Source organism: Paenibacillus sp. FSL R5-0378 (assembly GCF_038009285.1).
In the GTDB taxonomy this organism is placed as follows: domain Bacteria; phylum Bacillota; class Bacilli; order Paenibacillales; family Paenibacillaceae; genus Paenibacillus_AQ; species Paenibacillus_AQ favisporus.
Genome location: NZ_JBBPAY010000001.1, coordinates 6,587,094 through 6,602,237 on the forward strand (window position 1 = coordinate 6,587,094; position 15,144 = coordinate 6,602,237).

Here is a 15,144-nt window from a genome sequence, read left to right on the forward strand (position 1 = left end):
GTTTGCTATGTATGCCTGACAGAACTTGTCTATATAAAAAGGTTACAAAAAGTAAAGGACTGCGGACAGCCCTGCTGAACCGCAGCCTTCGTGTACAAGCCAAGTACCGGGAACGGACGACCTGCCTCACCGACAGCATCTGCTGTGAAGGTACGTCTCCACAATAAACGCTTGAATGATATCCTTTTCCGCTATACCAGCTCAACTTCACCCTGCATTCCTTCCGGAAAACGCACCTCGACCTCCACATCGGCCGGAGACTCTACGCGCAGCGTCATCCGGTTGTCCGAAACGTTCCAGCGGACGCGGATTTCGCCGCCGGCCGGCAGCGGAACGGTCCCACTGGCCCAGCTTAGTCCGCACGGCTGGGGAGCGACCGCTACCTTGCTCCATCCGTCCTCAAGCCGTTTTACGCCGAGAATGCATTCGCCCAGAAAATATCCCGGGGCGGCGGACCAGGCATGGCAATGGCTCCGGGTAAGCTGGTTCGGATTGGCCCGGTTTTCGCTGAAGTTCGGGTACATCTCCCAGCAGGTGGTGGCGTCGTTATCGATCATCTGCCCGTAATGGGCCCGAATGTCGGCGAGCAGCAGCTCGAACTGGCCGGCTTCCTCCAGCGCCTCGTAATAGAAGAAGGACATGAACGGGCTGCCAATCTGCACGAAATCCGCGGGAGGAAACTTCAAATAGGCTTCCATCAGCGCTTTTCTGCCGCCGGAAGCGGCCCCGCACAGGTAGGCGACCACCTGGGTCTGCATGCTGAAAGTATCGGAACGGCGGCCGTCCGCATGGATGCAGTCCAGATAGGCGTGGCGTTCATCGGACCACAGATGCCGGTTAATGGCTTCCGTCAGCCGACCGGATGCTTCCTCATATGCGGCGGCGGTCCCTTTCTGCCCGGCCGCGGCCGCAATGGCTGCCGCATCGCGCAGCGCCTTGGCCAAGAACAGGTTCTGATGGGTCACGATGCCTTCGCGCGGCTGATCGATCGGGGCCCAGTCCAGGAAGTTCCAGCCCTTCATCTCCAGCAGTCCGTCCCCGTTCAGATGTTCCAGGTAGGCCTCCATAGTCAGCTGAACCGCCGGCCAGATTTCCGCCGCAAACGCCGTATCGTTCGTATGGGAAATAAATTCGCGGCAGGCGATGGCCCAGAAGAAAGTCCAGTTCGGGATCACGCTGTTCCAGGCGCTCGGGACCTGGTTCACATACAGCGGCGTCATGTCTGCCGATCCCGGAACCAGCCGCAGGCAGCGTTTGACGATGTCGGTCACGCCGAACACATAATAATTGACGAGCGCCTCATTGCGGCTGTCCCCGACCCAGAACACCTGCTCATAGGAAGGGCAGTCGATGAACGTGTCTTCCATGCACAGCCGGGTCGTGTGACGGCTGATGTCCCAAATATCGTTCAGCCGGGCGTCCGAGCAGCGGAACGCGCCGATCTCGGCGGCGGGATACGTGCTCTGCCGGATGTATACTTCGTGAAGCTTCACCGGACCACGCTGTTCGCGGATGGTCAGAATCAAGTACCGGAAGCCGCGGCGGACGGGCGACAGGTAGGACTGGCGGCCGGACCGGCATATATAACGGAACGTATTTTCGAGGCCGTACGTATGCTGCCGGTAATCGTCCTTGATGTATTCGACCCCGTACGCATCAATGACCGTGCCTTCCGGCGCGTCCAGTTCGAAGCCGATAAAACCGGAACGCTCCTTGCCCAGATCAATCACGATCTCGCAGTCACCATCGGGGAACGCCTCGAGCTGTGCGAAGTTCTGCGTCGGCAGCACTGCAAATTGCAGCTCTTGCGGCACCCGGTGTTTTTCGCTCAGCGTCCGCCATACGCTGGCCCCGAATACATCCACGGTCGAATACAGCTGTCTCGACACGGGCTGCATCCAGCGTTCATAGCCCTGAAGCTCCTGCTCGGTCCGGATCGTCTTCAGCCGTAAATAGTCCGGATCGTCCCTGTGGAGCTCCCGGCCGTCCTTGTAATCGATATACTCAACCGCATCGAAAGGGCCGACGGCCGTAAACGGATTGCCCTCCTCATTTCGTGCCGCGTGAAGTGGAGCCCGCAGCGTAAACGCCGCCTCGCTGTCCACTCCGATGTGGAACACCGAGCCATGGTCGCCGGACGTAATGTCCATCAGCAGCAGATGACTCCCGCTGCCCAAGGTCAGCGTGTAGTATGTTTCCGGCTGATCCACATGTGCCGGGTTGCAGCGGATGCCGTCGACGTACAGATCGTCGGCCCGCGTGCCGGTCGGAAAGCCGATGGCTACTTCGCCATCCTCTTCCATGACCAGTACCGCAGCCAAGAGGCCGGTAAAGCCCACCGGATTGGCGTGCGTGATGCTGTCTTTCACCATCTGGTTCCGCAGGTCGATGGCGGTCGTGAACCTTGGTGCCTTGACGCGGGCCAAAGACATCACCTTGGACGGGTACTTCTTCTCTTCCGTCAGGAACGGGATGTCCCTTGGAATGAGCCGCGTCCACGGCTGCGTGCCTGCCGGGCCAATTTCCAACGCGGCACTCCAGGAGGCGTCATCGTATCCCGGCTGGTTCCATGCCTCATCCCACAGCCTGGCGTCATACACTTCGGCAAATCCCTGCTGACAAGACATCCGCGGAGAAGTGCTGTCCTGGGCCGCCAGCTTGGCCGTTCTCCAGGTCCGGTCCGTGGCGGCAATCACCTCGTCCCCGTACTCCACCTGGGCAATCAGTCCCCCGCGCCCGGCGAGATAATAAAAATTGGCCAGTCCAAAATGAAGGACAAGCACCGCAATCGTATTGTCCGCCCCCGGACGCAGCAGGTGCCCGATGCTGTATGTATCATACATCTGCTCCTTCGGCCAGGAGCGCGTCGTTCCCCTGCCGGCCAGGTAACCGTTTACAAAAAAAACGTAGCGCGAGTCTGCGGTGATGCTAAGCGATACGGGCTGTCCCGTGTCCCCCTCATAGGCAAAGGTCTTGCGGAAGCATCTCCATTCATTCCGGGGACTTGGCTCTCCCTCTCCCCAAATCCACAACGCCTTCCAATGCTTATCCATCATAAGCCTCCTCTCTGCCCTTAGCTTTGTACAATCACCGCCCTGTTGTCAAGTAAAGCGGTGAAATTCAGCTCAAGGAATTCAGTCACTCAGTGTAGAATGGAAAACACAGTATTGTAGCTGCACGCCTTGAATTTGCGGTTATGTTATTGATGGTAAGGAGGAGGAAGATTTGAGGCTAGAAATCAGGAATATAACGGAGGGCAAATTGGACGAATTCTTTTCCATTCTTAGAGAAGCTTCGTTATGGTTACAAATCGAAGGCAAGGCGATGTGGGATCCCCATCAATTAACCCCTGAACATATACTGAAAAGCTGCTCCATCGAGCAATGCTATATTGGTTATCAGAATGATGAAGCAGCGGCCGTGATGATCCTTCAGGAAGAGGATCCAATATTTTGGCCGGAATCCAAAAACGACAGCCTGTTTATTCACAAATTGGCGGTAAGAAGGAAATATGCGGGAAAAGGCTTTTCTGACGAGATGATCGAATGGGCGAAAACGCGGACAAAAGAGCTGAATAAGACCTATTTAAGGCTGGACTGTGCCGCGGACAGACCCAAGTTGTGCAGCTTTTATGAAAAACAGGGATTTAGAAAGGTGGACGAACGAATGATGTTTGGCGTCTATCCAACCGCATTTTATGAAATAGGCTCCCCCTGACGGGTCATCTTCCCGTTTCACGAAAAAAAGCCCGCGCTTGCCGCGCAGGCTCTTCTTCCGCATAAGAGCAGCCGGATTATTCAGCCACCCTCTATTTCTTTAATGCATCCGCCCGGTCCACCCAGACGGTCAAGTCCTGGTAAGGCGTGCGTTTGCCTTGAGGCGCCTGTCCTTCAGCCGGAACGCCCAGATAAATAAAGCCGAGTACCTTGTCGTTCGGGCCAAGACCGAAATGCTCGTTCATCTTGGCGTGGTATGTCGGCTCGCCGGTTCTCCAGATCGCTCCGAGGCCCAGAGCATGCGCTTCCAGCAGCATATTCTGGATCGCCGCGAACACCGCTCCGTACTCCTCCAGTTCAATCACCTTGGGGTGATCCTTCGGCGTGACCGCCACCGCGATGACAACCGGAGCGCGCATCGGCTTCTGCCGGGCCGATTCCGCCGCCGCTTCGGCTTCCGGGGATCCCGGTCCGCCCGCCTGCTCCACAGCGACTTCCGCCAATGCGTTGCCGAGCAGATCCCGTCCTTCCCCGCGAAGGACGAAGAAGCGCCATGGCTCGGTCATCCGGTGGTTCGGCGCCCAGGTGCCCGCCTCCAGAATTTGTTCAATGGAGGCGGCAGGCACTTCCTCCTGCATCACTTTCCCGATGCTCCGTCTGGAGCGGATCGCTTCCGATACGTTCATATCTCATTCCCCACTCTCTTTAAGAATGCTTAATCAAGTCCTGTGTACTATTGTAGCAAAAAACGGACCGCGATTTCTAACCCGGCGATTCCACCGGGCTTCTCCAAGCTGCGTGAAGACGGAGGTTTACCCCCTTTTACCCTGCGGTGACGTTCCGATAATGATCCGTTAACACTGCAAGCGTACACTGAAGCAGACAAGCTGTTTATACATATCCTTCGGGAAGGGGTTCATCACTATGACAAAAAAATGGTTCGTTTCCGCCCTCGCGGCCTTGTCCGTGGGGGGCACAGCCCTGCTTCAGAGCGCATCGGCAGCACCGGCCGATGTGAAGTATTCCGTTAATGGACAGTCGTTTACACCGTCCGTCCCTGCCGTTGAGCAGCAGGATCACCTGTATTTTCCGATCCGCGACCTCGGCAACCTGCTCGGCAAGTATGTCGACTGGGACGAAGTTCGCCAAACGGCTTCTTTTACGGACAAGCCCAAGCTGACCGGTAAATACACGCTGGATCATGCGGATCTGGCGGAGGGCATCAAATTTGGCATCGGCTCCTCGCTGGCGCATATCCCGGGCGACCCGGATAACGTCTTCTATACGACGGCTGACCGCGGCCCGAACGGGGAAATCGACGTAAACGGCGAAACCCGCCGGACGTTCCCGCTGCCGAACTATACGCCGTCCATCTATAAAATCCAGCTGGATCAAGGGAAAATCGCCGTCCTTGAGACCATTCCGCTCAAAATCAACGGAACAGATCCCGTGACGGGCAGCAGCAAGATTACAGGACTGCCGAACCTAAAATCCCGGGACGAGGTCCCTTATGAGACAACCGCCCAGAATGTCATCTCTTACGATCCTTATGGACTTGATGTCGAAGGGCTTGCTTATAACCCGCAGGACGATACATTCTGGATCTCCGACGAGTACGGCCCTTACCTTGTACAGGTAAAACGCGACGGTACGCTGGTGCAGCGCCTGGCGCCCCAAGGGATCAGCTCCGAGCTGAACACGGCAGCGCTGCCGCTGAAGGATACGCTGCCTGCCGTTTATTTGGACCGCCGCCAGAACCGCGGTGCAGAAGCGGTCGGAATTACGCCGGACGGGAAGTGGATGTTTATGGCTATGCAGAGCCCGCTGCGGAATCCCGACAAGAGCGTCGATAATTCCCGGGCACTCCGCATTTTGAAGATCGACCTGGCCACTCTCAAGCCGGTAGCCGAATACGCCTATCTTACTGAAGACGCTGGCCAGTTCAAGGGCCTGAAGCAATCCGATATCGTCATTTCTGATCTTAACGTCATCGATGAGAACACCCTGCTGATCGACGAACGCGACAAAAATGCCGGCGATGCCGCCCAGCTCAAACGGATTTATGCCATCAACCTGACCGATGCAACCAACATTCTCGGCAAGTATGACGAGGCGGGACCCAGCGGCAAAACGCTGGAGCAGATGAGCCCGGCCGAGCTTCGCCAAGCCGGCATTATGACGCCGCTCAAGCGGACTGTGCTCGATGCGGTGGAATTCAACTATCCGAACGAGAAAATCGAAGGCATCTCGCTCGTGAACGGACATACGCTGGTCATCGTGAACGACAATGACTTTGGCGTCACCAATCCGGATGCCAAGGAAAACGGCACGGACCTGTGGACCTTCGAGCTTCCCTACGATTTAAAATAAGGCGCAAATCTATAAAAGACCGGCCATGGAGACTTCCTCCGTGGCCGGTCTTTTTGGGTTACGCGAAAACCCGTTTAGGGTTGGCGGTCAATCTTCGCCATGCCGTTACCGCCGGCTGCCAACCTTTCGCTTGACCTGCTCCAATACAGCAAGAACAGGCTGGCTTTTGACGGGCTTGCTGATGTATTCGTCCATCCCTGCCCCGAGGCAGATATCCCGGTCCTCCTTCAGCGCGTTGGCTGTGACCGCCACGATCATCGGGCAGCTGTCCTTCGGCAGGGTCGCCCGAAGCTTGCGGGTCGTCTCCAGACCGTTCATGCCAGGCATCTGGACGTCCATGAAGATGATGTCATACGTCGTGTTTTCGGCCGCCCGCAGCACATCGTGGCCGTTGGTGACGACGGTCACCGCATGGCCCTGCTTCTCCAGCATTTTGCGCAGCACGATCTGGTTGATCTCATTGTCCTCCGCAATCAGAATGTTGAGCGGATCGGTATCGGATGTTTCCTTTTGTTCGCAGCTATTGGCATGCTCAGGCTCCTGTCGATTCTTGAGAAGGACCGTAAACACAAAGGTCGTTCCGGGTCCTTCCTTTTTCTCTACCCATATATGGCCGCCCATGACGTTCACGAGCTTCTTGCTGATGGCCAGCCCCAGCCCGGTTCCTTCATAATTGCGGGTCATGAAATTGTCCACCTGGGAGAACGGTTCGAAGATCGCTTCCAGCTTGTTATCCGGAATGCCAATGCCCGTATCCGATACCTTGAATTCCAGATCAATCAGCTCGTCCTCCTCGAACACCTTCCGGACGTTGACCGTAATCCCTCCATGAAGCGTAAACTTCACCGCGTTGCCCACGAGGTTCATCAGAACCTGCTTGATCCGCTTGGGATCCCCGAAGAGCATCTCCGGAATGTCGTCCTCAACGGTAAAGGACATCTCCAGCTGTTTGGCGCTCGCCTTGGCGGACACCATATCGAACGTTTCCTGGATGCACTGCTTCAGATCGAACATATCCTCCTGCAGTTCCGTCATACCGGCTTCCACCTTGGAAAAATCCAGAATATCGTTGATGATGGCCAGCAGCGTTTCACCGCTCTTGCGGATAATTTCGATATATTCCTTCTGCTCATCGTCGAGGTCCGTCGTCGTCTCCAGCAAATCCGTCATTCCGATGACACCATTCATCGGCGTCCGGATCTCATGGCTCATCATCGCCAGAAACTCGCTTTTCGCTTTATTCGTACTTTCCGCCAGCTCCTTGGCCATAATGAGCTGCCGCTGCTCGGTGAAATCCTTGGCAATGATATAGAAGCCCACATTTTTGTTGTTGATGATGATGGGTGCCAGCGTCGTGATGACCTCCACCATGTGGCCGTCCTTATGCCGGAGCGTCTTGATATCCTGCTCTACGGTCGGGTTGTTCAGCGCTTCCTTCAACACCCGCTGCAGGTTCCGCTCCCCGATAAAGCGCGCAATGCTCCTGCCCGCCATCTCGCTGACCTTGCAGCCGGTCATCTGCTCGGCTCGGGTATTGGCATTCAAAATATTTCCATTTAAATCGAGTGAAATGATCGCGTCGTGGTTATATCTTTTTAGGGAGGTATACCGCTCGACGGTTTCCTGCAGCTTCTGCTCGGCAGCCTTCGTATGGGAAATATCGTTCAAAACGACTATGTAATGTTCGGGATTTCCCTCCGCGTCCGGCATAATAGAAATATGCACGGCCGCCCACACGGTTCTCTCATCTTTCCGGATGTAGCGGCCTTCGATTTCGACGGAAGTCTGCTCTGGATAATTTTGAATAAGCATCTTCACCTGGCTCAAATTGGTTTCCAGATCTTCGCGGTAAATCAATCTTTCAAAACGCTGTTGCTGAAGTTCCTCCCAGGAATATCCCAGAATGCGGGTGAGCGCCGGGTTTGCTTGAACCCATTCTCCCCGGACGGTAATCACGGCAACACCAAAAGGAGCATTTTGGTACACATGCTGTAAATAAGAATACTCCTCTTCATTCTGTACTCTGTTCATTTTGCGCCTCCTGCCATGGTAGTACAGCCTGGTTTTTGTATTTTTCTCTCCATCGCGTTCATATCTTAAAGGAACTGTAGTCCGACCCCTGACAAACCAAAATAAGCATAAGCATGCTTATAAAGAGATATAAACAAAATTGACGATTTTGAAACCTCTTTGACGATCATTATGACAGAAATGTGGCGAAATTTATAGTTCCAACCTTTGCCGGAAGGCAAGGCTATAGCGAACGTAATGATAAATCGGCAGAAAGAAAAAACCTGCAGATCTGCAGGCTTCCTTGCGTTTATTCGGATTTCAGCAGCACGGTCAGTTCGTCAAGGGTCCGGACGACATGCTCCAGCAGCCCCGGCAGATCCTCCATCTGTTCCTCGCCGATTTTCCGGGCAAACCGGATTTCCGCCGTATTCGACAAGCGTTTTGTCTCATCGCCATAGCGCCAGCTGAGCGTCTGGGATACCGACTGCTTCGGCCACCGCTGTTCCAGCAGGCTCTGGATGACAGCACATTCCTCGCCCTGCGGACCGACTTCCATATCAAAGCGGATTCGGATCGTGCACCCTGGCTGTGCCTCCTTCTGCTCCAGCAGCTCCGCGGCCAAATCGGCCAGCGAGGCGGCAAGACCGATCTCTGCGGTCACCGCTTCGTTCCCGCTGCGCGCGAACCGAATGGCAAATTCCCTCGACATGACCGACATTTCCATCCGGTCGTCGCGGCCGGTGACGCGAACTGCACCGTCCAGGTTGTCCAGGTCGTAGACCAGGTTCTCCACCGCCACCTTCAGGTTGTCGAAAATGCTCGGATCGAACATCACCATACGTCTGCCGCATATTTGAGACCGATCTGGCGTCTCGCATCCTCCATAATTTCCGCGACGATGAGGGAGCTCTCCAAAGAATTGATCTTGCTGTCGCGTTTGCCGCGTTCGATCAGCCGGATAAACTCGTCCAGCTCATAGTACATCGATTCATGGGTCTGCAGCTGCGTGAGGTCCTCGACCGTGCCGTCCCTGTACTGGATTTTCACTTCATAAGGCTGGTTGATCCGGTCGATGACCATCGTTCCGTTCTCACCCTGAATTTCGGCGGGCAGGAAGGAGTCGGATATTTTCGAATACATGATGACCGCGTCCATCTCCGGATAGCGCAGCACCATGCTGCCTTCCCCATCCACGCCTGATGACAACATGATACCTGTCGCCTTCACGTATTCAGGCCGGCCAAAGAGCGAAACCATCGGATAGATGCAGTATATGCCCAAGTCCATGAGTGAACCGTTGGAAAACTCGGGATTGAAGGCGTTGAGCACCGTCCCCTCCTTAAAGGCGTCATAGCGCGAGGAATATTGACAGTAGCTGGCAAAATACCGCCGGATCTGGCCGATTTTGTACAGGTTGTCCTTCATGATTCTAAAATTCGGCATCAGCGTGGACTTCATCGCTTCCATGAGCAGCACGTCATTGCTGCGGGCCGCCTCGATCATCCGCTTCAGTTCCAAGCTGTGCGAAGCCATCGGCTTCTCGCACAGCACATGCTTGCCGTGGTTCATGCACAGGATCGCCTGGTCCGCGTGAAAAGAGTTCGGACTGGCGATGTAGACCGCGTCTACAACCCCGTCCGACAGCATTGCCTCGAGATCCGTGAACACCCGCGGAGATCCGTGCTCCGCGGCAAAAGCCTCTCCCTTTTCCAGGGTCCGGGAATATACTGCGGCAAGCTGAAACTGGTCATTCTCCGCGGCAGCCTGCAGAAACCGCTCCGTAATCCAGTTGGTTCCGATTACCCCGAATCGTATCATCTTCTCGCTTCCTCTCCTAACTTGTCAGTTCTGTCTTTGTGAATACTCACGATGACTATATTGTCTCATTCCCCAAAGAAGCTGTCCACTTCGGAATCCATATCATGAGCGGCCTCGCCCACCATGGACTGAATATCTTCAGAGCTGATGTTAATATACTCATAGCCCTCTTCCTGCTGCTTCTTCAAGGCTCTCTCTTTATAAAATTTGCCGGTGCCCTCGCCTGCATCCTCGTCATATACGAGCACGATGCCGTCCGTCTTCCGGAACAGCAGATCATCCCTGGCTGCAAACTGCCACGGGCCGCTATAGGGCTGGTTGCTGACAACGCCGTAATAGTCGATCTCTCTGAGAATTTGCCGGTAATACTCCTGCTTGTCTTCCTTCCACTTCTCTTCCGGGCTGGCAAAGGCCGAAATGATCGAGCATTTGAGCTCTGGATACTGCTCTTTCAGCGCAATAGCCGCCTCGATGCCCCACAGGTCCACGCCGTACTGCCCCGGGGTGATAACCCACTCCAGTCCCTCTTCAAGGAGCGGAATCAGCTTGGCCGTAATCGCCTGCTTAATATACGGAATGCCCGGATGCTTCTGCCCAAAGATGTTCAGCTCATGCGCCCGGTATCCGGTGACCAGACAATTTTTCATACCATCAACACCTTAACTTAGTTGGAATGCCTCTTCCTCAACAGATGATCCGCGAGTAATTCATTCCTTCTATCATACCTTGTTTTGCTTTGCGGCTTCCACCGCAAATTCAGATTGTGCTCGGTGCCGCTCCTTCCCTTGTTGAAGTGATAGGGCAGGGGACAGCCAAAAAAGGCACCAGCCGCCAATCCATCATGGCGGGGAGGTACCCCTTTAGAGAAATATATATAAGTTAAACCGTAGGTTCAATAAATCAAGAAATCCGAAAACAAGAGCGATCGCAGGGACATTTTACGTACTTGCCCCATCATCCATTTCAATGTTTCAACTTATATAGATTACAAAGAAATTTTCACTTCGGCGTTCATGCCGGGAAGCACTTTATCCGAAGGCTGGTTGATCGAAATTTTGACCGGCACCTTCTGGGTGACCTTGGTGTAGCTGCCGGTTGAGCTTTGCTGCGGAAGCACCGAGAATACCGAGGTCGTTGCATAGCCGATTTCGTCGACCGTTCCGCTGAACGTTTTGCCCGAATCTCCGTCCACGTTAATATCGACGCTTTGGCCGACCTTCAGGTCCTTCAGGTCCTTCTCCTTAATATTGGCGATGATGTACATATGATCCAAGTCGGCTTCCTGTGCGAGCACCTGTCCCGCCTGAACCAGCTCGTTCTTCCGCGCATCGCTCTTGATGATTTTACCGTTCATCCGGGTGCTGACCGGTACGGCCTTCGTTCCGTCGGATACGGTGCCTACGACGTCCTTGTCCGTCACGTTCGATCCGGTCTTGACATGCCAGTCGGTCAGCACACCGCTGTAAGTGGATACGACGGGCATCATGTCCGCGGACACGACCGCGTCGCTTGTTTTGATGTAATTTTCATTTTGGTAATAAACATAGGCGCCGGCTGCGATCAGTATAAACACGACCAGCACGCCCACAACATTTCCGATGATTAAACGAATGTTCATCTTGCCTGTTCTCCTCCATATCGTTCTATTCTGAATTTATCTTAAGAATGGGAATCCGCTGTTACTCTTTCCTTGGGACCCGGCAGGGCAAGCGGCTTTTTCGGCTTTTGCACCAGCGAAAGGCCTTTGCCTGTCACGATTTTTCCGATCGACGCCAGCAATATAATGACTGCAAGAACCAGCATCATCGTAAACAAGTGATGGTACGCTCCTAGGATGGCCGCCCGCTTCGTATTAGCAATCAGCTCATAGGAAGCCGTGCTCTGCGCCTGGGCCGCCGTCATTCCCGATCCCATCAGCTTCCGGGTCATCTGTGCCAGCTCCAGCTTCGTTTCGGCATCAAACTCGCCCAGATGGGAACGGATCTGCTCGTAATTCACGGTGTTCTGCCGGCTCAAATACCAGCCCAGCAGCGGAGACAGCACCGCGCCGACGATATTTCGCATCGTATGCAGCGTCGTGGAGCGCATCGAGGCTTTGTGAATATCCCCCGCGAGGGCCGTGCCGAGCGCTCCGCTGACCAGAGCCATGCTGACGCCGCCGCCAAGGCAGGCGGCCTGGAAGTAAAGCTTAGGCAGCGTTACGGTTGGCACCAGGTTTCGCCAGCTGAGGCAGACATAAATAATGGCCAGCGATCCGATAAAACCCAGGACGCCGGCGCCGAGCCGGTCGTACAGCAGGGTTTTCAAAATAGCCGTGATCAGAATGCCGACGAAGAACCACAGGAAAAAATGGGACAAATAACTTGGCGACAAGCTGACGTTATTTTTCAAAAAGCCGGTGATTCCCGCAATCGCAAAGATGAGCACCGCATGGGACGCGATCGCCATGATCGTGCCCGAAATCGGCTTGGGCGCCTTCAGCGTACGGAATGGCACGAGCGGCGTCTTGGCCCTGAGGTCGACGATGACGAACAGAACCGCCAATATGACGGCGACGGACAAAAACGGCCACACCTCATACGAAGTGAACCCCTTTTGCATTAAATTGCACAGCGGAATCACCAGCGAAATCATGGTCAATACAAACAAAAACACTCCCGTTTTATCCAATGGCTCGTGCTCGCCGTGATGCTCCTCCGACTTCGGGAGGCCGTAATAGCCAACGGCCAGACAGAGGACGGCGGAGACGACGTTCAGCACGTACAGCCAGCGCCAGGCGTCCAGGCTGAGGGAGACGGCTCCGAAATAGGCTCCGACGGCACTTGCCCCAAACAGGCCCGTAATGACCATAAACAGAAATGTATTGCGGATCTTGTTCGGAAATGAACGGAGGCTCACCGGCAAAATCGCCAGAAACAGCGTACCGGCGCTGAGGCCCTGGATCACCTTCCCGATCGTCAAGGCGGCCACATCGGTGGACACTGCGTTAATCAACGAGCCGCACAAAAAAATAAACACCATCGTCAGATAGTGCGCCTTGAGGCCGAATCTGCGGGCCAGCACCGGTCCAAACGGTACTCCGAGCGCGAAAGCCAGGTTCGACAGCGTGGACGGCAGCTGCAGATCATTCGAGCTCATATCCAGTCCGTTCTGAATGATCACTTGGTTGATGGTATAAGCCAGATTGCTGAAGTATTGGGGCCCGATCGCAAAAATCGTCAGCAGCGATATGATCAAATACTGCGGAACGGCCACCCTTTCTTTCTCCGACATCGGAGTGCTAATGAGTTGACTCATCCGGATTCCTCCTTTCGTCTTGTATATGATTACGTCCGTATGCAGAACAACTTGTAAATAGCAAGTTGTATTATACAACATATGCAGATCAGCTGGCAACGGGATTTTCGCAGGCAGCGAGAAAAAGCTATTGGATAAATCCACAGCTTTTTCCTGATCTACTTATGCCGTTGTTTCAAATCCCGGTTAAGCCGGGTCAGGCTGTCCTCCAAGTGCTGCAGCCCATCACCGTTCCATTCCTTGAGGATGTCCGCGTACGCATCATGTCTGGCTTTCTGGACTTTGTGGAGAATATCCAGTCCGCCGGGTGTAATCTCAATGAGGCTGATTCGGCCATTGTTCGTGTCCGGATACCGCTTGACGTAATCTTTGGATTCCAGCACGGCGATTTGCCTGCTGGCCGTGGACAGGTTCAGCAGCAGATGCTCTGCCAGCACGTTGATCGCCAGCGGGCCCGCGTGCTCCAGCTCGCTGAGCAGGAGATATTCCGACCGGTCCAGGTTCCCAAATCTGGGGCTGAGCGCCGTCGTCAGCCGGACCAGCAGGGCGATCTGGTACTCGATCACATCCAGTCGATCTTTGTTCAACTTCCTCCCCCTCTTCTCTCGCTAAACCGCTCTCATACATATATCATACCACTGCGCGAAGGGACTTTGCATCCGGAGGGCCGAGGACAGACAAACATAGTTTATAAAATTGAAATGGATGATGGGGCAAGTACGTAAAATGTCCCTACGATCACTCTTGTTTTCGGATTTCTTGATTTTATAGGAACCCACATAAGGTAGAAATCCGAAAGCCAAATGTGAACGCTTCGCTTCTTCGGAATCATTTTTCTCCCTTGCTTGCATCGTTTTCTTTAGTTCAACTTAAAAACTTAAAGGAGTCTGCAGCCAAGCTGCAGACTCCTCAAGATCTTATTTGACGTACAATTACAAATTACCGTTCTCCGTCCTTCACCGGCACCCCGAAATTCGGCGTTCCGTCCTCATTCCAGCCGAACACCTGCATCCGCGTATGCCGGTTCGGATCGTACAGCGGATCGCCGATAATTTCTTTATAATTCCGGGCATGATAAACGATGACGTCCTCCCCGTCCTCGGATACCGTGAAGCTGTTATGTCCCGGCCCATACTGCCCGTTCTCCTCGTTGGTGGCGAATACCGGTTCCGGCGACTTCACCCAGGAGGCCGGATCGAGCAGATCCGTCGATTCGTCGGCATACAGCAGGCCCATGCAGTAATTGTGGTCGGTGGCGCTGGCCGAATAGCTGATGAAGATGCGTCCGTTCCGCTTCAGTACGGCCGCCCCTTCGTTGACTTTAAAGCCGATTACTTCCCACGGAAACTCCGGGGTCGAGATCATAACCTGTTTGCCCTGCAGCGTCCAAGGATTGCTCATTTCCGAAATGTACAGATTTGAATTGCCCTCGATGTCCGGGTCTTTCTGGGCCCAAACATAGTACAGCACTCCGTTATGCTCAAAAGTGGTCGCGTCCAGCGCAAAGGACTCCCACTGGGTGCGGATCTTCCCCTTCTCCGTCCAGGTTCCTTCCAGCGGATTAGCCGAGTCGTTCTCCAGGACGTACATCCGGTGGTCGAACAATCCGTCATTGGTCTCGGTCGTCCGCGCCGCCGCAAAGTAGATGTACCATTTTCCCTGAATAAAATGAATCTCCGGCGCCCAGATGTTCGCGCTGAGCGGTCCGGTCTCGTATTTGCGCCATGCCACAACCGGTTCGGCTTCACCCAAACCCTGCAAGGTCTTGGAACGGCGGATTTCGATCCGGTCGTACTCCGGCACAGAGGCCGTGAAATAATAATAACCATCCGCATGCTTGTAAACCCATGGATCGGCGCGCTGCTCCACGACCGGGTTGTTGTAAGTTTCGTTTCTCTCCATATCAGGTTCTCCTTTATGTCTAGGTCTT

12 protein-coding genes are annotated in these 15,144 nt (G+C 54.5%); 2 read left to right on the forward strand and 10 right to left on the reverse strand.

The annotated features are described in order from the left end of the window. Positions 1 to 191: 191 nt before the first annotated feature. A complete protein-coding gene (locus MKY74_RS30535) occupies positions 192 to 3,056 on the reverse strand; it encodes a family 78 glycoside hydrolase catalytic domain (protein WP_341013606.1) in 2,865 nt (954 codons plus the stop codon). A 205-nt stretch (positions 3,057 to 3,261) separates the two neighbouring features. Here MKY74_RS30535 and MKY74_RS30540 point away from each other — a divergent pair, with 205 nt between their 5' ends. Next, positions 3,262 to 3,717, forward strand: coding sequence for a GNAT family N-acetyltransferase (locus MKY74_RS30540; RefSeq protein ID WP_144025485.1), 456 nt, complete (start codon positions 3,262 to 3,264; stop codon positions 3,715 to 3,717). A gap of 91 nt (positions 3,718 to 3,808) precedes the next feature. Here the strand turns inward: MKY74_RS30540 and MKY74_RS30545 are convergent, their stop codons facing one another. Continuing rightward, positions 3,809 to 4,402, reverse strand: coding sequence for a nitroreductase family protein (locus tag MKY74_RS30545; RefSeq protein WP_076173571.1), 594 nt, complete (start codon positions 4,400 to 4,402; stop codon positions 3,809 to 3,811). 238 nt (positions 4,403 to 4,640) lie between these two features. Here MKY74_RS30545 and MKY74_RS30550 point away from each other — a divergent pair, with 238 nt between their 5' ends. Further along, a complete protein-coding gene (locus tag MKY74_RS30550; RefSeq protein ID WP_076173570.1) occupies positions 4,641 to 6,086 on the forward strand; it encodes an esterase-like activity of phytase family protein in 1,446 nt (481 codons plus the stop codon). Between the two features lie 105 nt (positions 6,087 to 6,191). On the opposite strand, the gene MKY74_RS30555 is transcribed toward MKY74_RS30550, so the two are convergent. The 8 genes from MKY74_RS30555 to MKY74_RS30590 all read right to left on the reverse strand — a co-directional run bounded on the left by MKY74_RS30555 (position 6,192) and on the right by MKY74_RS30590 (position 15,116). Further along, positions 6,192 to 8,117: a PAS domain S-box protein gene (locus MKY74_RS30555; RefSeq protein ID WP_076173569.1), complete on the reverse strand. Its 1,926-nt coding sequence runs from the start codon at positions 8,115 to 8,117 to the stop codon at positions 6,192 to 6,194. Between the two features lie 289 nt (positions 8,118 to 8,406). Further along, on the reverse strand, positions 8,407 to 8,937 hold the full coding sequence (locus tag MKY74_RS30560; RefSeq protein ID WP_244169369.1) for a hypothetical protein: 531 nt from the start codon (positions 8,935 to 8,937) through the stop codon (positions 8,407 to 8,409). Beyond that, positions 8,931 to 9,917: a Gfo/Idh/MocA family protein gene (locus tag MKY74_RS30565; RefSeq protein WP_076173567.1), complete on the reverse strand. Its 987-nt coding sequence runs from the start codon at positions 9,915 to 9,917 to the stop codon at positions 8,931 to 8,933. The genes MKY74_RS30560 and MKY74_RS30565 overlap by 7 nt, the downstream gene beginning before the upstream one ends. A gap of 65 nt (positions 9,918 to 9,982) precedes the next feature. Next, positions 9,983 to 10,564, reverse strand: a complete 582-nt coding sequence (locus tag MKY74_RS30570; protein WP_076173566.1) for an SLOG family protein — start codon at positions 10,562 to 10,564, stop codon at positions 9,983 to 9,985. Positions 10,565 to 10,902: 338 nt separating this feature from the next. Further along, positions 10,903 to 11,535, reverse strand: coding sequence for an HlyD family secretion protein (locus tag MKY74_RS30575; protein WP_076173565.1), 633 nt, complete (start codon positions 11,533 to 11,535; stop codon positions 10,903 to 10,905). Between the two features lie 41 nt (positions 11,536 to 11,576). Further along, positions 11,577 to 13,214, reverse strand: coding sequence for an MFS transporter (locus MKY74_RS30580; protein WP_076173564.1), 1,638 nt, complete (start codon positions 13,212 to 13,214; stop codon positions 11,577 to 11,579). Positions 13,215 to 13,372: 158 nt separating this feature from the next. Beyond that, positions 13,373 to 13,801: a MarR family winged helix-turn-helix transcriptional regulator gene (locus MKY74_RS30585; RefSeq protein WP_076173563.1), complete on the reverse strand. Its 429-nt coding sequence runs from the start codon at positions 13,799 to 13,801 to the stop codon at positions 13,373 to 13,375. Between the two features lie 352 nt (positions 13,802 to 14,153). After that, positions 14,154 to 15,116, reverse strand: a complete 963-nt coding sequence (locus MKY74_RS30590; RefSeq protein ID WP_076173562.1) for a glycoside hydrolase family 43 protein — start codon at positions 15,114 to 15,116, stop codon at positions 14,154 to 14,156. Positions 15,117 to 15,144: the final 28 nt, after the last annotated feature.